The 21557-nt window shown below is 54.1% G+C and carries 15 protein-coding genes; 9 read left to right on the forward strand and 6 right to left on the reverse strand.

The window, feature by feature from the left end:
* Nucleotides 1-27 precede the first annotated feature (27 nt).
* The 5 genes from B3H65_RS01760 (at nt 28) to B3H65_RS01780 (ending at nt 4802) form a co-directional block, all read left to right on the forward strand.
* The gene (locus tag B3H65_RS01760; RefSeq protein ID WP_117680446.1) at nt 28-594 is read left to right on the forward strand and encodes a protein jag; all 567 of its coding nucleotides are present in this window, start codon (nt 28-30) and stop codon (nt 592-594) included.
* A 106-nt stretch (nt 595-700) separates the two neighbouring features.
* Complete coding sequence (rsmG, locus tag B3H65_RS01765) at nt 701-1474, forward strand: 16S rRNA (guanine(527)-N(7))-methyltransferase RsmG (RefSeq protein ID WP_286683885.1); 774 nt, start codon at nt 701-703, stop codon at nt 1472-1474.
* Nucleotides 1475-2883: 1409 nt separating this feature from the next.
* Nucleotides 2884-3684 carry a ParA family protein gene (locus B3H65_RS01770; protein ID WP_286683886.1) on the forward strand — a complete coding sequence of 267 codons (801 nt, stop codon included), beginning with the start codon at nt 2884-2886 and terminating at the stop codon, nt 3682-3684.
* Nucleotides 3685-3727: 43 nt separating this feature from the next.
* Nucleotides 3728-4555 carry a ParB/RepB/Spo0J family partition protein gene (locus B3H65_RS01775; protein WP_286683887.1) on the forward strand — a complete coding sequence of 276 codons (828 nt, stop codon included), beginning with the start codon at nt 3728-3730 and terminating at the stop codon, nt 4553-4555.
* The gene (locus tag B3H65_RS01780) at nt 4548-4802 is read left to right on the forward strand and encodes a hypothetical protein (protein WP_286683888.1); all 255 of its coding nucleotides are present in this window, start codon (nt 4548-4550) and stop codon (nt 4800-4802) included. Before B3H65_RS01775 ends, B3H65_RS01780 begins: the two co-directional genes overlap by 8 nt.
* 165 nt (nt 4803-4967) lie before the next feature.
* Here the strand turns inward: B3H65_RS01780 and rlmN are convergent, their stop codons facing one another.
* On the reverse strand, nt 4968-6026 hold the full coding sequence (gene rlmN, locus B3H65_RS01785; protein ID WP_009142017.1) for a 23S rRNA (adenine(2503)-C(2))-methyltransferase RlmN: 1059 nt from the start codon (nt 6024-6026) through the stop codon (nt 4968-4970).
* A gap of 145 nt (nt 6027-6171) precedes the next feature.
* On the opposite strand from rlmN, the gene B3H65_RS01790 reads away from it, so the two are divergent.
* On the forward strand, nt 6172-7131 hold the full coding sequence (locus B3H65_RS01790) for a D-alanine--D-alanine ligase family protein (protein WP_286683889.1): 960 nt from the start codon (nt 6172-6174) through the stop codon (nt 7129-7131).
* Nucleotides 7132-7160: 29 nt separating this feature from the next.
* Nucleotides 7161-10037, forward strand: coding sequence for a helicase C-terminal domain-containing protein (locus B3H65_RS01795; protein ID WP_286683962.1), 2877 nt, complete (start codon nt 7161-7163; stop codon nt 10035-10037).
* 187 nt (nt 10038-10224) lie between these two features.
* Here B3H65_RS01795 and B3H65_RS01800 read toward each other — a convergent pair whose 3' ends face one another.
* Both B3H65_RS01800 and B3H65_RS01805 read right to left on the reverse strand, forming a co-directional pair.
* A complete protein-coding gene (locus B3H65_RS01800) occupies nt 10225-11169 on the reverse strand; it encodes a helix-turn-helix transcriptional regulator (RefSeq protein WP_286683890.1) in 945 nt (314 codons plus the stop codon).
* Nucleotides 11162-12196, reverse strand: a complete 1035-nt coding sequence (locus B3H65_RS01805; protein WP_286683891.1) for a helix-turn-helix transcriptional regulator — start codon at nt 12194-12196, stop codon at nt 11162-11164. Before B3H65_RS01805 ends, B3H65_RS01800 begins: the two co-directional genes overlap by 8 nt.
* A 139-nt stretch (nt 12197-12335) precedes the next feature.
* Between B3H65_RS01805 and B3H65_RS01810 the strand changes: the two genes are divergently transcribed.
* Complete coding sequence (locus B3H65_RS01810; RefSeq protein WP_286683892.1) at nt 12336-15860, forward strand: M28 family peptidase; 3525 nt, start codon at nt 12336-12338, stop codon at nt 15858-15860.
* A gap of 76 nt (nt 15861-15936) precedes the next feature.
* On the opposite strand, the gene B3H65_RS01815 is transcribed toward B3H65_RS01810, so the two are convergent.
* Entirely contained in the window at nt 15937-16176 is a 240-nt protein-coding gene (locus B3H65_RS01815; RefSeq protein WP_286683893.1) for a glutaredoxin family protein, read from the reverse strand.
* A gap of 182 nt (nt 16177-16358) precedes the next feature.
* On the opposite strand from B3H65_RS01815, the gene B3H65_RS01820 reads away from it, so the two are divergent.
* On the forward strand, nt 16359-16625 hold the full coding sequence (locus tag B3H65_RS01820; protein ID WP_009142024.1) for a hypothetical protein: 267 nt from the start codon (nt 16359-16361) through the stop codon (nt 16623-16625).
* Here B3H65_RS01820 and B3H65_RS01825 read toward each other — a convergent pair.
* Nucleotides 16592-17479, reverse strand: coding sequence for a class B sortase (locus B3H65_RS01825; RefSeq protein WP_286683894.1), 888 nt, complete (start codon nt 17477-17479; stop codon nt 16592-16594). The two genes, B3H65_RS01820 and B3H65_RS01825, sit on opposite strands and share 34 nt — an antisense overlap.
* A 54-nt stretch (nt 17480-17533) precedes the next feature.
* Nucleotides 17534-21532, reverse strand: coding sequence for an isopeptide-forming domain-containing fimbrial protein (locus B3H65_RS01830; RefSeq protein WP_286683895.1), 3999 nt, complete (start codon nt 21530-21532; stop codon nt 17534-17536).
* Between the last annotated feature and the right edge of the window lie 25 nt (nt 21533-21557).

Genomic DNA, 21557 nt, shown 5'->3' on the forward strand with positions numbered 1-21557 from the left:
GGTACCTTACTTATAAGGGAGTTTATGATGTCTGAGGAAATTACTGAGGTTCTTGCCGAGGATTCTTCCGTTACTTCCGGTGAGTATCCGGAGATCGCTCAGCGTTATAAGGCTGGTGAGCAGCTTACGGACGAGGAACTCGATACTGTTGCGGACGTTGCCGTGTCTGTCCTCCGCTCTATCCTTACTCATTTCGATGCCGAATCCTCTCCTATTGATGAGTACGATGGTGATGACGGCGAGCTTATTCTTGATGTTACTGCTCCTGATCTTGCTGTCCTAATTGGACGTCATGGACGTACTCTCGAATCCTTGCAGGTTCTCGTTTCTCTCCTGGTTAGCCGTAAGCTTGGTTTCAGGTATCCAGTTGTTGTTGACGTGGAAGGCTACAAGAGTCGCCGCCATGACAAGGTTGTTTCTATGGCTCACTCTGCTGCATCTCGTGCTGTTCGTCAGCATGGCTCCGTTTCTCTTCCTCCTATGAATGCTTATGAGCGCCGCCTTGTTCATATTGCTTTGAGGGAGAACGATGCTGTTGAGACTCACTCTGAGGGTGTCGATCCCGAGCGTCGTGTTGTTATCAATGCGCTTTAACTGGTTGTTTATAGCCTCTTAAGGGGATGCACTTTGTGCGTCCCCTTTTTTTGACTCAAATTCTTGTTACACTGATTTCAGTCATTAAGTCTCTGAAAGGATTTCAATGTCCGATTTTTCTGGTGCACGTTCTATTGAACTGGAAACCATCGACCCCAGCTCCGAGTTTGTAGATCAGCTTGTGTTCAAGCTTTCTTCTTACCTCCCTTCTTTTGGTATTGATATTGATGAGGATCGCCTGTGCCTTTGTGTTCTTCATCTTCTGTATGTTGAACAGGTTAATCACTATATCAATCTCACTCGCATTACAAATCTTGACGATGCTCTTGTCCTTCATATTCTCGATTCTTTGCTGTTCCTACCTTTTATACCTGAAGGATCAGATACGCTTCTTGATATGGGTTCGGGCCCTGGATACCCTGGCCTTCCTCTTCATGCTTGCTCTAACGTTTCGGCTACTCTACTGGATTCAGTGTCCAAGAAGATGAATGTAGTCTCTGCAATCGCTGACGCTCTTCTTGTTTCAGATATTACTTGTGTATCTGATAGGCTTGAGACCTATGCGAAAGATAAAGCTGGTCAGTTTGATGTTGTTACAGCTAGAGCGCTCGCTTCTCTTCCGGTTCTGATTGAGTATGCTCGACCATTCTTAAAAATGGGTGGTACTCTTCTCGTCAGCAAGGGTCTTCCTGATGAATCTGAAGTCTCGTCTGGCTTGAAAGCTTGTTCCATATGCGGCTTCAAACTCGTTGACCGCCAGGAGTTTGATCTTCCTCATGATCTTGGTCACCGAGTTATTTTCTCTTTTAAAGTGGTTTCTAAATCCAAGGTTAAACTTCCTAGGCAGAACGGCCTAGCTCGAAAGGCCCCGCTTGCATAATGTTTCACGTGAAACGCTTCCAATAGCCGGCATCTTGCCGGCTTATTTATTATCAATCAAAGGATGTGTCTTTGATCGCCTGCTTAGATTTGTTTCCTCTTAAACCTCGATGCTCTCAGCTCTTGTAAATCGGCAAATTAACTATAATCTGGACGATCCTTCATTGATTCCTGTTTGAATCGATGCATCGAGGTAATGCTTATTTGTATGGAATTGATCATGATTGTATCTATGTAAATGAATAGATATTTATCTTATTCATAGTAATCAAAGAACCAATTACTGAGATTCCTGTTAACGGCTTAAATCATGTTTGCTGGATTGTTTACTCCGGTATTGAACAACTTAATATCATTAATAGCACTATGTATTAAATTGAAGATTGTTATCTAATCTATTCAGTTTGCAACGCGATATCTCTGTCTCATCTCAAATTTTAGATCGTAAGAAGAGACCAATCATTTCACTGAGTTGAATGGCAGCGTCTTGTCTAGCCAGATAAAATGAATATTCGCGTAAATATCTATCGCAGAGTGTTTTGATTCCATGTATTTACTTAGTTTAAGTATGGACGATGACTAGATGCGCTGTGATTTGTATTAGCAGCTATACGTCACACTGTTATTTCCGGTCGCGTTTTAATGATTTAAGAAATAACCAATTTGCTGATGATTGATTTACTAAAAATGGTATAGCTATTATATAGATGTTTGATTTGGCGTATTCGATTTTGTCTTAAGGTAAATCGCATATAGATGAATTGTTGTTTGATTAGGACTCTATATGTGCATTGCGAAGTTTCATACAATTTATCACTCGCTATATTTTACTGTTGAATCTTAAGATCAATAGTATCAACTCATGATAACTGTATGTTGTAAGCTACTTGCGCATTTATATAATTTTGTTGCCCGTATTTGTCAATTACTTTGCAATCCATTAGCTATAATCGGTTGGATACGATATTTATGGTTCTATTTTTGGCAACATTGCTATAATGAATCGTAGTAAGAAGTTAGATTGTACGATTTCAGCTTGAAGAAATATGCGCTGATTATTTAGTTGACGTTCAATATACCGCGGTTAATCTTACGCAAAAGAATGTCGATAGCTTTTGTAGTGTGATTTCGTTTTGTACTTCACTTATTTATGCTCTGAATAGCTTTGCTCAATAACTGAATTCATCGAACGTTGTTCGTTAACTGACTATCGAATGGATTCTGCTTGCTCATATCGACCTAGTCGATTATCTGTAATTGCCAATCTGGACCTACTTCACGAAAGAGCAGTCAGTTTTGATTGAATGTTTCACGTGAAACGTTGTATTCTATAGGAGTTAAACCTGAGCATGTTTCACGTGAAACATATTCCATGGGGCCAAATGCAGTAATGAATAATAGGAGGACAACGTGGGGTTTCGCGACATTAGCCGTTCGAAAAGTGAAAAAGATACGCGCGTAATCGCGATTATCAACCAGAAGGGCGGTGTTGGAAAGTCTACCACTGCAGTAAATCTTGCTGCAGCGCTTGGTGAGCAGAACCGCAAGGTTCTTATTGTAGATTTTGACCCGCAGGGAAACTCTACGAGTGGCTTTGGAATTGATAAAGAGGAGCTTACCCAGTGCGTATATGACGCTATCTTGCATGATGTGCCGGCAGAAGAGATTATCCAGGAAACATCTTGCAAAAAAGTGTTCGTTGTCCCTGCAACAATACAGCTTGCTGGGGCTGAAATAGAACTTGTTTCTGCAATGGCGCGTGAAACTCGATTGAAAGACATGATCGACCCTATCAAGGGTGAATTTGACTTCATCTTTATCGATTGTCCACCTTCTCTTGGATTGCTTACCATTAATGCGCTCGCTGCTGCTGATAGCGTGCTCATTCCAATTCAATGTGAGTACTATGCCCTTGAAGGCGTTACAAAGCTTCTTGAGTCGATGAGAATGGTTAAGGGCCGCATCAACAAGGATCTTGATACCTTTGGTGTTCTTCTTACGATGTACGATTCGCGTACATCGCTTTCTAATCAGGTTGTTGAGGAAGTGAGGCGTTACTTCGGGAATCTCGCATTTAAGACATTGATTCCTCGTTCTGTGAAGGTTTCTGAAGCTCCGTCATATGGATTACCGATTATTAAGTATTCTCCCAGCAATAAGGGAGCCCGTGCATATATGAACCTTGCAAGAGAGGTGATTCGTCGTGCCTAGCCCTAAGAAAAAACCTGCATTGGGAAGAGGTCTTGGATCCCTTATGGGTGAAGCCCAGTCTGAGACTGGCTTTGTTGAGCAGAAGGAAGGAACCAAGGTTCCCATTGATAGGATTAATCCTAATCCAAATCAGCCAAGAACGCATTTCAATGAAACGCTCTTGAATGAGCTTGCGGATTCTATTCGTGAGAACGGTGTCCTTCAACCTCTTCTGGTGAGGAGGAAGGGTAAGGGTTATGAAATCATTGCAGGTGAACGTAGATATCAAGCCTCTAAGATAGCCGGCCTTGAAGAGCTTCCCGTGATCGTCAAAGAAGTCGATGATCAGAAGATGCTCGAGCTTGCTTTGATCGAGAATCTTCAGAGGTCCGATCTTAATCCGATTGAAGAAGCTAAGGGTTATAGGCAGCTCATTAAAGCGAGCGGCATGACCCAGGAGGCATTATCAAAGGCAGTTTCAAAGTCGCGCTCGAGCATCACAAACTCCCTGAGACTTTTGGATTTGCCAGAGCCAGTGCAACAGTATTTGTTTGATGGAAGGCTTACTGCCGGACATGCACGCGCAATTCTCGCCGTCCCATATGAAGAGCAGCGAATCAAGTTGGCCGATAAGGTGGTCGCGGAAGGATTGTCGGTTCGAGCGACTGAAAACCTTGCTCCGTTGTTTTCGGTCGGAGAAACGCCAAGGACTCCTCGTCCTGTTATGCCGCAATCGTATAAGAGAGCTGCAAGGGTTCTGCGTCAGGCATTGAATACCAACGTCAAGGTAAAGTCTTCACGTGGTAAGAATAAGATTGAGATAGAGTTCAAGGACGAGGAAGAGCTTACGAGAATATTGTCTTCAATGGTATCTGGTGATGACGATGAATAGGGATCAGAAGCTTGCATTGGCAGTGTTCTCAGTAAGTGCATTGGTATCTGCGGGCATTGCCATTCTGGTTGCATTAAATAAGGATGAGATTCATGAGAGGCTCACCGAGATAAAAAGCGACCTTCTCGCCGGTTCTCGTAGCCGTATGGGTGGAATGACGGAAGAAGTGGCGATGAAGACCGCTAAACTCACTCATAATCCTAAAATCAACCAAGAGTGGGTTGAGAGACAATGGGATATGATTTAATTAGGTACCTAATTATCAGATTGCTTTGCGGGGAATCTCTTGAAGAGGGTCCCCGCTTTTTAGTACGCATACGTGACACTGCTTTCAACGAGCTTGATGTAGAGTTAACGAAAAAGGACCCGGAGAGAAACTCCAGGTCCTTAGAGCAGTTCTATGTTGAGTCCCCTACTGGTCGGAGGATTTTTTAACTGCGAAACGTTGCTTAAGCTGACCGCAGGCGGCGTCGATGTCATTGCCGCGAGAATTGCGGATGGTCGTCTCGACGCCGTGCATGGTGAGGCGGCGCTGAAGGGTCTCGACCTTCTCCATGGGCGACGGCTTGAGGGGGCTGTCGGGGACATCGTTTAGCTGGATCAAGTTGACGTGGCATAGCGTGCCCTGACAGAAGTCTATGAGAGCCTGCATCTCGGGGTTGTTGTCGTTTACGCCGTCGATCATGGCGTATTCGTACGTGGGGCGGCGACCGGTCTTCTCGACGTAGTCCTGAATAGCTTCGTGGAGGCGCAGGAGCGTGTGCTTCTTTACACCCGGCATAAGCTTATTGCGGGTGGACTGCACGGCGGAATGCAGGGAGATTGCCAGAGTGAACTGCTCGGGTAGCTCGGCAAAACGCTTGATACCAGGGATGACACCGCAGGTGGAAACGGTGAGATGGCGAGCACCGATCTCAAGGCCGCCTGGGGCATTGAGCTTGCGAAGTGCAGATACAACGTTGTCGAAGTTTGCAAAGGGCTCGCCTTGGCCCATGAAGACGACGCTGGTCACTCGTTCACCAAAGTCGCGGGAGACGTGAAGGACTTGATCGACCATTTCTTGATCGGTGAGAGATCTGGTGAGGCCGTTCATGCCGGTAGCGCAAAATGCGCATCCCATAGCACAGCCAGCTTGAGAAGAAATGCAGACAGCGAGCTTGTTCTTGCTGGGCATGCCAACGGTCTCAACGGAGACGCCGTCACTGAATTGGAGCAGGTATTTGCGGGAACCGTCACGTGAAACCTGCTTGGCGCGTTCGACGGGGATGTTGAAGCCATAGGATTCAGCCAGCTTCTCCCTAAAGACTTTAGGCAGATTGGTCATATCATCAAACGAACATACGTTCTTATCGAAGATCCATTCGCGAAGCTGCTTAGCACGGAAAGCAGGCTGGCCAAGTTCCTTAGTGAGGGCGACCAGGTCATCTTCGGAAAGGGATCGAATGTCGCGCAGGGGTTTTGTACGTTCCATTAGCGGCCTTTCAAAGGGGGTAATAGGTAAAGATGCTTATACAATAAGGGATGCGAAATAAAGATGCGCCTGCGTATCGTGTAAAACAGCGAAAACGCCTAGATTGGACGCATGCTATCTATCAAGAAAGGTGGAGGGTGCTCTCATGGCAGAGATCAATCGTGCCGAGATGCGCGTAGCAGTGCTTGCTGGAGGACGTTCGAGCGAGCGAGAGATCTCGTTCTCGTCCGGAAAAAACGTGGTCGATGCGTTGCGCACCGCCGGCTTTGGCGAGGTTGAGATGCTCGACCCCGCTTCTGAGACGTTTTTGAGCGACCTGACGGGTGGTTCGTTTGACGTGGCCTTTATCGCGCTGCATGGCGAGGGTGGAGAAGACGGTAAGATCCAGAGCGTTTTGGACTTCTGCGGAATCCCCTACACCGGATCTGACGTGACGTCGAGCGCCCTTGCGGCAGATAAGGACCTTTCCAAGGTGATGTACGAGCGCGCGGGGATTCCCGTTGCGCCTGGAGTTTCGCTGGTCCGCGGCCAGTCGTATGATTTGGACGAGATTCTGTCGATGGTGAGCGACCACTGCTTTGTGAAGCCGGCTGTTAACGGCTCGAGCTATGGCATCACCTATGTGAAGAAGGCCCAAGACCTGCAGGCGGCAATCGATGTGGCCTTTGGCTTTGGCGACAAGGTTCTTATAGAGAAGCGCATAGAGGGCACCGAGATCACCGTGGGCGTATACGGCGGCGATAACCTGCGCGCCCTGCCCATTGTCGAGATCCTCAAGCAGGAGGACGCAGACTTCTTCGACCTTCGCGTGAAGTATATCTCGCCCGATAAAATCCACCGTATTCCCGCTCAGATCTCTAAGGAGGATTACGCCCGCGCACAGGAACTCGCGTGCGCCGCGCATCGCGCGCTGGGCTGCATGAGCGTATCGCGAAGCGACTTTATTGTGTCTGAGGAGGGCCCGGTTATCCTTGAGACCAACACCATCCCCGGCATGACGGATACGTCGCTTTATCCTGATGAGATTCGCCATACGGACGATCTGACGTTCCCTGAAGTCTGCGCCTCCTTTATCCAGATGGCCATCGACCGCGCTGAGAAGTGATACATCTGAACGCCAACACCTACAACAACATGGCCGCGGTGGTGCTTCCGGGCACCCCCGGCTTTGTTATCGAGCAGTACGCAACGCTTGCCGAGCGCGCCAAGAATCGCTCCTTTGGCCTTATCGAGGACGATGTGATCGTTCTTGATACGGAGACCACGGGGCTTTCATGCGCGGAAAACGAGCTCATAGAGATTTCCGCAGCGCGTCTGCGCGGCCGCGAAGTGGTGGATCGCTTTGACACCTTTGTGCATCCCAACGGTCTAATCCCGCCGGAGATTACCGAGCTCACTAGTATTACCAACGCTGACGTGGCGCACGCCCCGCGCGCGGAAGAGGCCGTTGCCGCGCTTGAGGAGTTTGTCCAAGGATGCCCGGTTATCGCCCACAACGCCACGTTTGACCGCTCGTTTATCGAGTCGGTCAAGGGCGGCGTGAGGGTGAGCGATATCTGGATTGACTCGCTGGCGCTTTCGCGCATCGCTTTGCCCCGTTTGAGTTCGCATAAGCTGGCAACCATGGCCGAGCTGTTTGGGTGTTCGGCCGTATCTCACCGCGCATCAGATGATGTCGAGGCTCTTTGCGGAGTCTGGCGCATCTTGCTGTGCGCCCTCACGGATCTTCCCGGAGGTCTGATGAGGCTGCTGGCCGATATGCATCCTGACGTGCGCTGGCCGTATCGACCCATCTTCTCGTTCCTTGCTGGCGAGCGGCAGGGCGAGACGTTCTCTCTAGAGGCGGCGAGGGCGCAGGTTATGCAGGCGGATGCTGAGCCGGACCACATCGATGCGGACGAGCTTCCGGGTCTTACCATGCCTCGACGCGATGAGATCGAGCTGAGGTACGCCCCCGGCGGCCTGGTGAACGACATGTACTCCTCGTACGAGCCCCGCGCGGAGCAGATTGTGATGGCGTCTGAGGTGCGCGATGCGTTCGCAACGTCGACGCACCGGGTCATCGAGGCGGGAACGGGCGTTGGAAAATCAATCGCCTATCTAGTCCCAGCTGCAGAGGCGGCGAAAAGGAACAAGATCACAGTTGGCATCGCGACCAAATCGAACAACCTTACCGACCAGCTTATGTATCAAGAGCTGCCAAAACTTGCTCGTGAGCTAGATGGCGGGCTCTCGTTTTGCGCGCTTAAGGGCTTTGATCATTACCCGTGCCTGCTCAAACTCGAGTCCCTGGCTGCTGGCAGGGAGATCACTACAAGCCGAGATCCGGCGGATACGCTGACCGCCATAGCGGTGCTGTATGCATTTGCCTGCCAATCCCCCACGGGTGACTTGGATTCGCTTGGCATTAGGTGGAGGAGCGTCAACAGGGCTGATCTCACCACCTCATCAAGGGAATGTGCCCGCGGGAATTGCCGCTTCTTTAACAGGGGCTGCTTTGTGCGCTGCGCTCGCCGGCGTGCTGCAAAGGCGGACATTGTTGTTACGAATCACTCACTGCTGTTTAGAAACGTTGCAGCTGATGGCAAGATTTTGCCGCCCATTCGCCATTGGATTATCGACGAGGCCCATTCGGTTGAGAAGGAGGCCCGTCGCCAGTGGGCGCTAAGCGTTTCGGCAGATGAGTCGCGCATGGTGTTCGAGCGCTTGGGCGGGGCTCAGTCGGGTGCACTGGGAAGGCTGACGCATGCTCTGGCCTCCTCCGACGCCGCCACCTTGTTTCTGGGCCTGGGTGCCAAGGCGACGAGCAGCGCCTCAAGGGCGTCGCTTGCAATGGCGGAGCTCTTCGAGGCCGTGCGAGAGCTATCCCGAAACGGCAAGGCGGATGGCTATGCGGACGCCAACATCTGGATAGGGCCCGAGTTGAGGGAGCACCGTGGCTGGGAGTACTTTGAGCCGACGGCGCGCACCGCTATCGATGCGCTGGACGAGGCGGGAAAGAACCTTTCCTCGCTTGCGGAGTCGGTTGGGGCGGAGAATCCGGAGATGGTCATAGAGGTGGCTGACGGAGCTCGACGCATCAAAGAGATGAAGGCCACGCTATCGCTTGTTCTCGAGGGAGCGGACGAGCATTACGTCTATTCCCTGCAGGTCAACAAGGCTCGCCGTGCGGGTGGAGAAGCCCTTACGGCGGAGCGCATGGACATTGGCGAGGCGCTGGCGGAGCAATGGCTGCCCGAGATGCACAGCGTGGTGTTTACGTCTGCAACCGTGACGGTCTCCAACTCGTTTGACCACTTCAATCACTCCGTTGGTCTGGATCGCCTTCCCAAAGGGAGCTTCTCATGCGTCCAGCTGGAGTCGAGCTATAACTTCCAGGAGAACATGGCAGTTGTGGTGGCGGGCGATATCCCGGATCCGAGAGATCGCGATGCGTATCTTGCGGCGATGGAGAATTTGCTGGTGGATGTGCATATGGCGATGGGTGGCTCAACGCTCACCCTTTTCACCAATCGCCGCGACATGGAGGATCTCTATGGCCGTGTGGAGCCTCGCCTGTCGCGCCAGGGGCTGGAGCTTGCCTGCCAGCTGCGCGGAACAAGTGTGAAGCGCCTGCGCGACCGATTCCTTTCCGAGGAGTCATCGTCCCTCTTCGCCCTCAAGGCATTTTGGGAGGGCTTTGACGCTTCCGGCGATACGTTGCGTTGCGTGGTGATCCCCAAGCTGCCGTTCGCCAACCCTACGGAACCGCTGTCTTGCGAGCGCAACGTTCGCGAGGAGCGGGCGTGGGCCAAGTATTCGCTTCCGGACGCCGTGCTTGAGGTTAAGCAGGCGGCAGGCCGGTTGATTAGGACCTCGACCGACCGCGGCGTCTTGGTTCTGGCGGACTCGCGCTTGCTGAGCAAGGGGTACGGCAAGAAGTTTCTCTCTTCGCTTCCGTCCCAATTCCAGCGGATTGATGCGGAGCAGGTTGGTCACTACATCAAGCTGTGGCGCGCCTCACACGAATAGGCGCAGCGCGCGGCAAGTCTAGGGTAAGGTCGCGCCTCTCGCTCGCGTTGCTTGCGGGTGCGGACGAGGAACAGCTGGATAGCGGGCAAGATGGCTAGCAAAAAGAGGGGTCCGGCCGGGCCCCTCTTTGCATGGGCGGTACTTCCTGGGTTACTTGTCCCTTGCGGTCGTTCGTCAAAATATGGCTTTAAGAGATTCTCGACGCCAAGCGATGCGCGTACTCTACCAGGCGCTGGCGCAGGTCTGAAGGCGATTCGATGATGATTTGACCTCCGGAGCCAAGCACGCGGTCAAACAGCCATTCCTCGTCCGCGATGTAAACGGTCGCCCGTGCCCTGCCGTTTTGATCGGCATCGCCGTCTGTATCCGCTATGCCTGCCCATCCGGCCTGTTCGAGGGTTTCTTTGCTGGGGAATGAGACGGTCGCTTTGAGCGCACCGGCGGTAAGGCTCTGCTGGATGCTGGCGTTCTCCCAAGGATGAATCTCTACGGAGTCATCGGTGTAGGCAACGTTATCGATGCGATCCAGGCGGTAGAGACGTTGCGCGTCCTTCTCCACATCCCAGCCAATCAAGTAAGCGGCATCGCGGTCCTGCTTGATAGCGAGGGGGTCGACCGTTCTGGGGCGCGGCGCGGTATCGTTCGAGCTTCTATAGGTGAGGATAAGGCGGACGCAGTCTTGGATAGCGATTTCGATTTGCTGGTAGAAGCGCCCGTAGATGGAGACGGAGCCGATGGTGTCGGGCTGGGGCGTCGCATCGACGGTTTCAAGGGGGAGCATGGCCCGCTCAACGCGCTCGCGCACGCTGGCGTCGATGTTGAGGAGGTTGAGCACATGTGCGAGAACCATGCCCTCTTGCAGCGACAGGCGGATGGCATGGAAGGTCGCAACATCGCCCAGCAAAGAGATGGTATCGTCCTCGATGAAGACGGCCACGCGCGCACCGGATTGACGGTGGGCCAGGCCGCAGAGGGTGTCCACGGCAGAGGTGAGCTGGTCTTCGCTGACCTGCAGCAACATCGCCGTCTGTGCAAACGGCGCGGTTTGGGTGGGCGAGTCGCTCAGCACCTGCAGCAACTCGATGCAGGTGCCAATAAGGGCATCGCCGTGTAGAGCTGGTTTTCTAGGCATGGGCTTGCACCGCCTTTGAGATACGATTTCGCCAACAGTCGATAAGGAGCGGTGGCTCCAGGGGCGTCATGCCCATCTGAGAGTGTTCCAGGCAAAAGCCTGCGGCAGCGTCGAGGTCGCGCACGTCGATGTCCCAGCGCACGCCGTCGGCATGGGGTGCGAGCGTTCCCCTGCCATGGGTGACCGCTTCGATTTCTGCCCGGGGAACAGAGGCGGGGAAACTGAGCGCGGCGGGTGTGGACGAGGCTCCCTCGAAGTCAAACGTGAAGAAGAGGAAATCCGTGACATCGAAGTCCGCGGGGACGGAGTAGGTGCCCTTTGGTTTCCATACGCGCTGGATGCGGTCGATTCTAAAGGTGCGCACCTGCGAGCTCTTCTCGTCCAAGCCCGCGAGGTACGACACGCCCTTAACGGAGAAGAGCCCGTAGACGCATACGGTGCGCTTGGTCGCCTCGCCGCGCGCGTTTTCATATTCAAAGGTGAGCTTAAGGCGCAGCGAAAAGGCGGTCCACACTGCTTCGAGCACGTTGTCCTGCGAGGCGTCCAGCAGCCCCGGAAGGTCCGGCGGCGTGAGTCCGCGCGCAGAGGTGAGTTTTGCGACAATGTGCTCGAGCGGGCGCCTGTAGGGCAGGCCGGGGCTTAAGAGATGGTCTGTCAGCGCCTTTGCAAGCAGGTCGGCATCGTCCGCGGTGATAAGGCGCGGCACGGCGTGCGTGCGTTCCTGGTCGATCGCCCAAGAACTTTCTTCGCGTTCAGACGCTCCCCGCTCTTTGACCTCGGCGACTACAATGCCAAGGCTTTCAAGTTTTTGCCGGTCGCGTTTGAACTGCTTCATGGCGGACTCGCGCTTTGCGGCCGAGTATCCAAGCTCCTCATCGTCCAAAATCTGGCTGGTGGTAAGGGGTATGCGCGAAGCATTGAGGATAAAGAGCAGGTTGAGAATGCGGTGGACGGCGTCCTGCCGGTCGTTCTCGCGGGCGGATTGCTGCACTTCGCGCCCGGCTGGGGGCGTGGGCGTTTTTGTCATAGGAGGACCTTTCTACAGAATCAAGCGTTCTTGCGAATTGCTGCAGCTACCAATAAGTAAGGGTATACTTTCGACTATATACAGGCTTACCGTGGGAGCGGTGTGCCTACATGTAACTATAAGATGATGTGGAGCCCTCATGGCGAATACCCAAAAGTATCTCAACCACCTGCTGCAGAACACCGGCATCACGCCGGCATGCAGCGAGGAGGAGCGTGCAGCCGCTGACATCGTTGCCGATATCTTCAGAGACCATGGCTTTCAGCCCGAGATTCAGGAATTTAGCGCTTCTTCCAGCGAAAAGGTTGCCCAAGCAGCTATGGGCATCATGGTCTTTGTGGGCGCGGTCCTTATGGGCATCGGCGGCGCCGTCGGCATTGTGGGCGTCATCATCGCGCTCGCCGGCGCGGTGCTGTTTGTCATGGAGCGCTCCGGCCATCCCGTGCTCTCCAACATGGGAGCCGGCGGCTTGAGTCAAAACGTTATCGCATACCACAAGGCCTCTGGCCCCCTGGCGTCTCCGCGTAACCGCCCGGTTGTGGTGGTCGCCCACTACGATTCCCCGCGCGCGGACCTTTTGTCGCAGGAGCCCTATGCTTCTTATCGGCCCATGTTGGTGAAGCTGCTGCCCTTCGCCATGATCGCCCCCGCGATTTTGGCTGTGGTGCGCCTTCTGCCAGTGCCCGCCCCGGCAAAGATCGTGCTTTGGATCCTCGCCATCATTGTCGCGCTGGTTCCCCTTGCCAACGCCGTGGCGATCATAGCCAACAAGTTTGTGCTTCCGTACACGTCCGGTTCCGTCTGCAACAAGTCTTCCGTTGCCGCCATGCTTGGCGTTATGGATGCGGTCTCCCCGTACCAGGGTGTCAACGAGTTCCCCGGCGACGTTCCGTTTGACCAGTACATGGAAGAGCAGCGCTCTTACGCCCCCGTTATGGAGCTGGTTGACCAAGACGCCGTGGATGCGGACTTTGAGGATGAGTATGGCGCGGCCGCCCCTGCGGACGAGCAGGTTGAGGAGCAGGATGAGGCAAGCGCCGTTGATGCGTCTACCCCGTCCGTCGCTGCTTATGATGAGGACGAGGAGTCTTCCGACGCTGCCGCCACCGCCATGTGGTCCGCACTTGATGCCGAGACCATGGTAGCTGCGGGCGTCGAGGCCGCCCGCCGTGCGAACCAAGCCGCCGCTGCCGTGCAGCCCGTATCTCAGCCCGTGGCTGACCCGGGCTCCACCGTCGCCATGACCTCCGAGCAGTTTGCCGCGGCTCTGCTTAATACCGACGTCCAAGTGGAGGGCTCTGCGCAGGCCGCTTCCGCTGATAAAACCGTTGCGTTTGAGGTTGCGCCCGAGGCGCAGTCCGCTGCACCCGCAGTATCTGCCGAGCCCGAGGGCCCCGCTCTCCCCATCAACGCATCGGGCAATATTCGCTATGGCGTTGAGGTTCTTCGCGCCCTTGGCATGGTTTCGTCCGCGTGCGCAATCGAGTACGAGGCGGGAGCTTCCGCTGTTCCTCCCGTGAAGCCGGAGCCCCAGCCCGTTGTCCAGCCGGCTGTCCAGCCCGCGGTGCCGGCTGCTGTTCAGCCTGTGCTTCAGCCGGTCGAGAGCTCCGCGCGTCAAGTAGAAGATGTGCCCGCGCCCGTTGCTGGCTACCATGAGGTTGCGCCGACGCCGGTGGACGGCGATGGCGTGCCCGCTTCCCATAATCCCGCTTCTGAGTATGAGGACGATGAGGCCTACACGCCTCTTACGGATGAGAGCTATGAGTCTCAGACGGTTGAATCCGCTGCTTATGAAGAGGCGCCCATCGAGGAGGACCTTGAACCCCAGCGCGTCGACCAAACGTCCATGTGGGCGGTTCCGGCAGAGTTTGGCGGCTCCTCCGCTTACGCAGAGGATGAGGCGACGGGGCAGCAGGACGACGAGGACTCGTTTGATGGGTATGAAGATGAGTCCGACCAGTCCATGCATAGCGCGTACCTTGATTACGCCGATGATGCGGATGACTATATTCTTGAAGCTGAATACGAAATCATCGACGACGGCATGTATGACGAGATCGATGAAAGTGTTGAGGACGTCGCCGCTGAAGAGGCGTCTGAGGAGGTCTTGCAGGACGACGAAATCGTTGATGACGACGAGGCAGCCTCTGATATCGATGAGGTAATTGACGCCGTCGATGACGCCGATGCAAGTGATTTCGACATCGATGATGAGGACGCTGATACCGAGGGCGCTTCTGAGGAGGAGCCTGCAGAGGAAGCTGAAGCTTGCGATGGCGATGAAGTGGAGGGCGAAAACTCCTTCAATGGCGAGGGCGTTGTATCCGAGTCCGAGCTTGTGGATATGGAAGAGGAAGTTGCTGAGTCTGTCTCCATCGACGCTGTCGAGGAAGGCGATTCTGCAGACGAGTCGAGCGTAGGGTCCGATGGGGATGCCGAATCGGTCGAGCCGAGTGATTCTACGGTCGATGGTCAGAGCGAGGCTCAGCCTGTCGAGCAGCCCATGGTTGACGTGACGGCTGACACCCAGCTGTTCCAGATGCCGCAAAACGTCATGAAGCCGGGTGCGACTCAAGCTATGCCCATGCCGACTGCCACCAAGCACACGATGCCTCGTCGCCCCGTGGAGACGGTGGATTCCCTTATGGCCCAGATCGCACAGCCGCAGCCCGCGGTTCATGTTCCGCCGCGCTCAATCAACGTGCCGGATATCTCTGTTCCCGCGAACGCCCGCCGTATCCCCGCGGTTCCCGGCATCGAGGCGTTCCAGCAACAGAATGCGTCGCAGAACAGGTCTCCGCTGTTTGATTTGCCCGACCCCTCGGTGAAGCCCGCCGATCCCTTTGCGTCGGCTTCCCCCTCCACCACGTCTGCAGCCAGCAGGGGCTTCTCCGTTGTGAGCTCAGCTCCCCAGCCCACGCCCGCTCCCGCTCCCGTACAAGAACAGCAGGTCTTTGAGACTATTAAGGCCCCCGCCCCGCAGCCCAAGAAGCAGCGCCGCGGCCTGGGCGGCCTGTTTGGTCGCAAGAAGAAGCAGCAGGAAAGCATGAGCGAGTGGCTTGGAGTCGATGATGACTTCGACGCTAAGCGCAGCGGCGGTGAAATTGGCTCTTGGGACAACTTCGACGGAGATGATAACGGCTGGAAGGGCGGCGCGACGGGCGTCGACGGCGTAACTGAGCTTGAGCTTCGCGACGCTATCACCTCCATGGGTGATGATGAGCTGCTTGGCCATGACATTTGGTTTGTTGCCACTGGCGCCTCCGAGTGCGGCAACGCCGGTCTCAAGGCGTTCCTTGAGACTCATCGCGATAAGCTGCGCGGCGTTTTTCTGATTAACCTCGAGAGCGTCGGCGCCGGCCAGGTTGCAATGCTTGCATCCGAAGGCGATTCCCGAGCTCTCAAGGGTGATAAGCGCATCATGAAGCTCGTTCAGCAGGTTTCTAGCGATTTCCATCATGAAATCGGCGCCGTCGATATGCCGTATGTGAATACGGACGCACATGCGGCGATGAATATGAGCCTGCGCTCTTTGACCATCGCCGGTATCGAGGGCGCGCATTTCGCCTGTTCTCACAGTGAGGAAGACATGCCTTACAACGTGAACGATGAGAACATCAACAAGGTTGCCGATGTGGTGACCGAGGTCATCAGGCGTTCCTAACTAGCGCTCCATCGCATTTGCGCCGAGAAAAAGGACCCCGCTCGCAAGTGGGGTCCTTTGCTATCAAGATCATCTGTTAAAAGGCGTTGTCGAGGTAGTCGATGATATCGTTCGATTCATACAAGGGCTTACCATCGATAAAGAGACAGGGGACCTGGGTCTTGCCTCCAACATCAAGAAGTCTCTGGCGGGCGACGGGGTCGGCCGTGGTGTCTTTGAGTGGCAGCTCGATCCCCCTGGACTTCATGAACGAAAGAACCTTAAGGCAAAATGGGCAGGTAGGCATGATGAAGAGCTCGTAGGAGGGCTGATTCATGGCGGATCCTTTCGGTAGTGAGAGGTGACAGGCACTCATCCCGTTCAACATGTATTGAAAGCCGTCTACCCACTTTTCTGATTGAGCACATCTATATTTTGGCTTGTGTGTCCACTGCGAGTAATTGCTACCATGTCAGCAAAAGCTGATAGCATAGAGGAAGTCCGAAGGCAGGAGGTACCGTGTTCGCCTTTATCCGTAAACATTGGGTTGCATATCTTATAGGGGCGGCCACAGCCGTTGCCCTGGGCTTTGGTGTTTCCTATGTTCTTGGCGTTAAATGGTCCACTCCAGAGGACGTTCGCGCGGAACGGCAGGAGGCGTATGCAGAGGATGCCGCGGAGCGCAATGAGATGGCTGGCGACGAGAGTCAAAACGTTGACGATTCATTGGATGCGGACCAGGCGGCTGACGCTCAATCAACCGACGCCGGTTCATCCGCAGAGTAGTATTCAACGGCCTCTGCTGATGCTGACTCTATAACCATGCCGTACGTTAACGTTCGCTGATCCTTCCATCTGCTATATGAGCACGTTACAAACGTGAAGAGCTGGTCGATTGAGGATGGCCGATATAGAACGGCCTCCGATTCGTCCAGCTTTTCCTTTATCCATGAAGCAAGTGCCTGCCGACTGGTGAATGATGTCTTAATCTTCTCCGTCGATGCGTCAACGATATTTCCCGCAAATAGTTCTACGTGAAACATGGTGGTAGGAGTATAGAGAAATACCTGGTCATGTCTTGAAAGCTCGTCGACCGAATCATTCTTTGAGAAGGATGAGAGCATCGAGCCGTTGAGCTGGTAGTGGCCGTATATGACGGGGGCGGAAGAGGAGAGACCATCGTCAGCGTTGTCTGAGTCCAGATAAATTGCTCCCTGGTTGTTGGGGTAGGCTACGGAGCCTTCAAAGGTGGTTCGCAGGTACTTTTCCGAATCGTTCACGGGTGCTTGCACTATAGGGTAGTCGATTGGCGTATTGGGGACGTAGATCCAGCCGATAACGTCTTTGTTTATAGCCGAGAGCGCATCCCAATCAATGTGCCTGCTGTTCTCCAATAACTCAGCGCTTGGACGCGGAGGGGCACCCGTGTCCTTGGCATCGTGACCGTTCTCGCGTGAGTTCGATCGATTATCGATTGCGTTTGGGTCCATCGGTTTGGAGAACGCTCTCAAGCGTTCATATTCTATGTCGGCTGAGATGAGCGGTTGCAGGTACCATCCGAAAAAGCCCGATACCATAACGGCGCAGCCAGCGCATGCTGATATCAAGAATCGAAGCGCTCTATGGGTTACTGAATGCATAGGTTCCCTTATCCAAGCGGGGTGCGCCCAGCGGTTGCCAGGCGCACCCTTTGATTAGTGACGGGGACGTTTGTGGGTGATGATGGCGGCGAGGCATATGCATATCGCAACGCCAAGAACCGTTACCGTGGGTAGATTGCTCATGAGCCAATCACCGGTTTTGCCAAGGTCTTTACCAAGGTCCTTATCCGGATCATCGGTTCCCGGCGTGTCAGGCTGATCGGGATTACTGGGCTCATCGACATCGTTCGGGCCATTAGGATTGTCTGGGCGGTCGGGAGCCGGGTTATCCGGGGTGTCCGGATCTCCCGGCTCATCGTCCGTATCGTCTTCGATATGAATAACGGCGTCGTCTGCTAGCGGCTCATCAAGACCATCAAAGTCCAAGGTGGCCACGTTGACAATGGAGGCACCCTTGAGCGAAGGGTCGGATGGCGTTGCGTTGTAGGATATCGCGATCTCATCCCCTGCCGCCAGGCTTCCGCATGCGATGCTGAATCCATTGTCAGCATGCTTGACCTCGTCCTCAAGCAGGGTCCCGTTCTTGGTAACCGTGATGCTATCGAAATCGATAGGGGTCGTTTTTGGCAGGCTTGTGTCAGAGATGACGGCGTTATCAGCTTTGGCGGAGCTCAGCGTTGCCTTTACCGTATAACGTGCGGTTTCATTAAGTGCGAGATTTTCGTTTTGTACGGTCTTGGAGATTGAGGCCTGAGGCTTTGCTTCAAGAATTTCTACGCTGTGTTGGTCTACGCCTTCCAATGATCCTTCCGCTTGGGCTCTCACCTTGTTGTCGAGCATCTGGGCGGGAGCCTCCATGTTGACTTGGTAAGAGACCGTGATTGCTTGCTCGTCCTCCAGATCAATGCCGGTGGGTATTTCGAATCCGGTGATTCGCTCATCTTTTTGGACGATAAACTCCGGCTCAACATCAACCGCGTTGCCGTCTGGGCCGGTGACCACAATGCTGCCCTCAACAATAGATGCAAGATCTACCTGGTCAAAAGCATCATGTATCACAACCTTCCGTGCGATTCCCGCTTCACGCGTTTGGCGAATCACCAGGGTGTATTCAGCCACATCTCCAACGTGATAAGTTGGCTTGTCGGATGACTTCTCAACAATCAGCCTGGCGCCATCAACGTTCACCACTTCGTCATCCGTTGTCTGCGTGTTGGGCTCATCGGTGACGGCGAGCGCGGTGTTGTCGATGGCCTTGCCTGCAAGCTTAGCGTCCGATATTGCAACTTGGTACTCGACCGTTATAGAGGTCTCTCCATCACCGTCGAGGGGATTGCGCCCCTTTGCGTTTTGCAGCTCGCCCTCCTTCCATAGACTTCTGGAGTCCGACTTGTTGATGATGTCGCGATGCGTCTGGACAATAAAGGTTTCCTGGCCGTGTTTGTTAGAAATGGTGCACTCATCGGTGATGTCCTCATTGCGTGAGTCGTATACGCGTATCGATCCGCGAATCAACTCGACGCCCTCGGTGTGGGCAAGGTCTGAAATCACCAGGTCGCGACCAAGGGTACCGGGTGTCTCATTGGTTACCGTCACGTGGTAGACAATATGGTCGCCAACGGAGAAGGACTCAAGGTTAGCTTCCTTATCAACAGCGAGGTGGGGCTGGTTGATCCAGATCAGCGCGGTATCCTCATCCTTGCTTGAGTTATCCGCCTGGGCGATAGCTTTGTTTTCAACCTCCCAGCCAGACGCGGCGTCTTGCGGGTAGGCACGGTAAGTGACCGTCACAGTGGTTGTATCGTTCAGATGGTCAAAGGACAGCTTCCATCCGGTGCCCGATGGGTCGAGGTTCCAGGTAACGGGTTGGGGCGCCGTTTGGTTGTGGACGGTATCATCGTCGCCTATGGGATATGCTACGTCGGCAAAGCTTCCTTCGGCCCTATCTCCAACCCATGTCATGGTGTTGTCAGAGCCATCGTCCACCTTCACCTCGACGCGCAGCGCTCCGTCGTTATTTCTACCTACCGGCATCTCTTTAGGAAGCGAATCATCGCTTATCACAACATCGTTCGCGATGGTTCCGCGCTTGGCGTTCTTAAGGGTCACGGTGTATTCGAAAAATCCCGGGTCGATATCTGACGAGCCAACATAGCCTTCGTATCTATCGACTTCCTTTGTTATGTCGAGGGCGGCGGAGTTGATCCATACTTCGGCTGGATCATCTTGGTCGGCAGCGTTGTTCGCGTGGATCGAGGCGTTGTTGACAATCTCCTGCCCGTTGCCGTGGCTTGTCGCCCGTGCCTGATAGGTAACGGTGATGGTGTCGCCATAGTTGAACTTGTCAAACGAGTAGGACCATTTGTTCTCGTTGATATCTGGATCGGGCAGGTCTTTCAAGCCGGTTGCCTTGACAGAGTCGGCTATAAGTTCAAGGCCTTCAGGGAGGTTGTCAGAGATGATGGCTTCTCGCGCCTGGGCGTTCTTGGCGGTCTGCTTGTACACAACGGTGTATGTGATGGTATCGTCCACCTGGTATTCATACTTGTCTGCGGTTTTGTCGACGGAGAGCACGGGTTCTACCAACAGCGTGTTCACGTTGTTCGAGGGAAGCTTGCCGCTTTGGTTGATGAGCGCATAGCTGGAGTTGCGAACAAAGAGGTGGCCGTCCAGCCGCTTGCCGCCTTTTGGGTATTCGGTCAGTTCCGCTTTGAAGATAAAGAAGTAATGCTCGCCCTCCATCTTCATAGTCTGCAGGTAATCGGGGTAGAACTCGAAGCGAACCGTGTTTTCCACTGGGTTCTCGTTATCGCCTTCGTAGATGACGCGACCGGCATTCTCTATGCGGGCGCCGCTTTCATCGGTGAGGTAGCCGGAGCCGTCGACGTAGCGCATCTCATCCGGCAAGACATCGATGATGTCGAGATTGGTATATCGGTATCCGCCACGACAATTAACGCCCTGCTCGTGCGCGGTGAAATCGATGGTGTAGATGACTTGGTCGCCAAGGGAGACGCCGCTGGTCTTGTCGGCGGATTTCACGGGTGCGGGCGGATTCTCCGGTATGTCGTCTTCTGGGTTGGGCAGTGTGAGGAACTCCGAGGTCATGGCGAAGAAGGAGACGCAGGTTGTTCCCAGGCCCCGCCAGCTGGCACCAAAGTAGAGCTCGGTGGGTGTCTTGAGCTTTCCTTCCGCCGTGGTGTCGTAATACGCACCCACTAGACCCATGCGATATTCTTCTGGGTTGCGCTTGTATTGATCATCAAGCGCGGTGTTCTCGCTCTGAACGCGCGTTTGGTCATCGGTGATCGACAGATGGTCGTTGTTGGAGACAACGCGCGCCTGGGTAACGGATCCGCCAAATCCAAACGACTGACTAACGTCCAGATCCATGCAGGTCATATGCCCCTTGAGCTCAATAGGCGTATTGGTTCCCGCGTAGACCCAGGAGACATCGACGCGAATGTTGGCGAGTCCCACGGTGTAGAAGTTGAAATTCTGATAACCGGTCTCATCGTCTGCACCAGAGCGCCAGAGGTCGCTTACAAAGACGCCAGTGCGGAATTCCTCAAACCACTGATCCTTAACCTCGGGAAACTCGTCCCAACCGCAGGTTGGTTCTAGATAATCCCAATCTACCAGCGTAACAAGCGCGTCTACGTTGTCTTTTCCGTATGATCCGCCGGAATAGCGCAGGGTTGGACGAGAATCCTTCGGTGTGCTCTCATCGATAAAGAAGGCATAGCCTTTTCCGCGTGGTGCCACAACCGGTCTGGAGCCGTCAGGGTTGGGTTCCGTGCCTCCAGACGTGCTGTAGTACTTGGAAACATCGGTCTCTTCCACCCAGCCGTTTTCGATTGTTATGGTGTCGAAGTCGATAGATGGGGCGTAGCCCTCGTCCTCAAATTCATTTTCGGCAACTTCAATGATCTTTGCCTTACCGGTGTCTGCAGCCACAAGGTGGAAAATGGGTGTAAGGCTACCCACAATGGCTGCGGCAAAGATGACAAGGCCTAGAATCGCTGCGGGCGGATTAAAGGAAGGCATGAGGGTGAGAAGCGATTGTCTGCAGCTGGGTGGGTGGTGGTTCATGGCATGTCCTTTCTCGCGCGTATAG

Source organism: Collinsella sp. UBA1693 (genome assembly GCF_002320115.1).
Lineage (GTDB): Bacteria > Actinomycetota > Coriobacteriia > Coriobacteriales > Coriobacteriaceae > Collinsella > Collinsella tanakaei.

Coding starts and splice junctions, on each gene's coding strand:
- B3H65_RS01760 (WP_117680446.1), top strand. CDS start 28: ATGTCTGAGGAAATTACTGAGGTTCTTGCCGAGGATTCTTCCGTTACT.
- B3H65_RS01780 (WP_286683888.1), top strand. CDS start 4,548: ATGAATAGGGATCAGAAGCTTGCATTGGCAGTGTTCTCAGTAAGTGCA.
- rsmG (WP_286683885.1), top strand. CDS start 701: ATGTCCGATTTTTCTGGTGCACGTTCTATTGAACTGGAAACCATCGAC.
- B3H65_RS01805 (WP_286683891.1), bottom strand. CDS start 12,196: ATGACAAAAACGCCCACGCCCCCAGCCGGGCGCGAAGTGCAGCAATCC.
- B3H65_RS01810 (WP_286683892.1), top strand. CDS start 12,336: ATGGCGAATACCCAAAAGTATCTCAACCACCTGCTGCAGAACACCGGC.
- B3H65_RS01800 (WP_286683890.1), bottom strand. CDS start 11,169: ATGCCTAGAAAACCAGCTCTACACGGCGATGCCCTTATTGGCACCTGC.
- B3H65_RS01830 (WP_286683895.1), bottom strand. CDS start 21,532: ATGAACCACCACCCACCCAGCTGCAGACAATCGCTTCTCACCCTCATG.
- B3H65_RS01815 (WP_286683893.1), bottom strand. CDS start 16,176: ATGAATCAGCCCTCCTACGAGCTCTTCATCATGCCTACCTGCCCATTT.
- B3H65_RS01775 (WP_286683887.1), top strand. CDS start 3,728: ATGGGTGAAGCCCAGTCTGAGACTGGCTTTGTTGAGCAGAAGGAAGGA.
- B3H65_RS01795 (WP_286683962.1), top strand. CDS start 7,161: ATGGCCGCGGTGGTGCTTCCGGGCACCCCCGGCTTTGTTATCGAGCAG.
- B3H65_RS01790 (WP_286683889.1), top strand. CDS start 6,172: ATGGCAGAGATCAATCGTGCCGAGATGCGCGTAGCAGTGCTTGCTGGA.
- B3H65_RS01825 (WP_286683894.1), bottom strand. CDS start 17,479: ATGCATTCAGTAACCCATAGAGCGCTTCGATTCTTGATATCAGCATGC.
- rlmN (WP_009142017.1), bottom strand. CDS start 6,026: ATGGAACGTACAAAACCCCTGCGCGACATTCGATCCCTTTCCGAAGAT.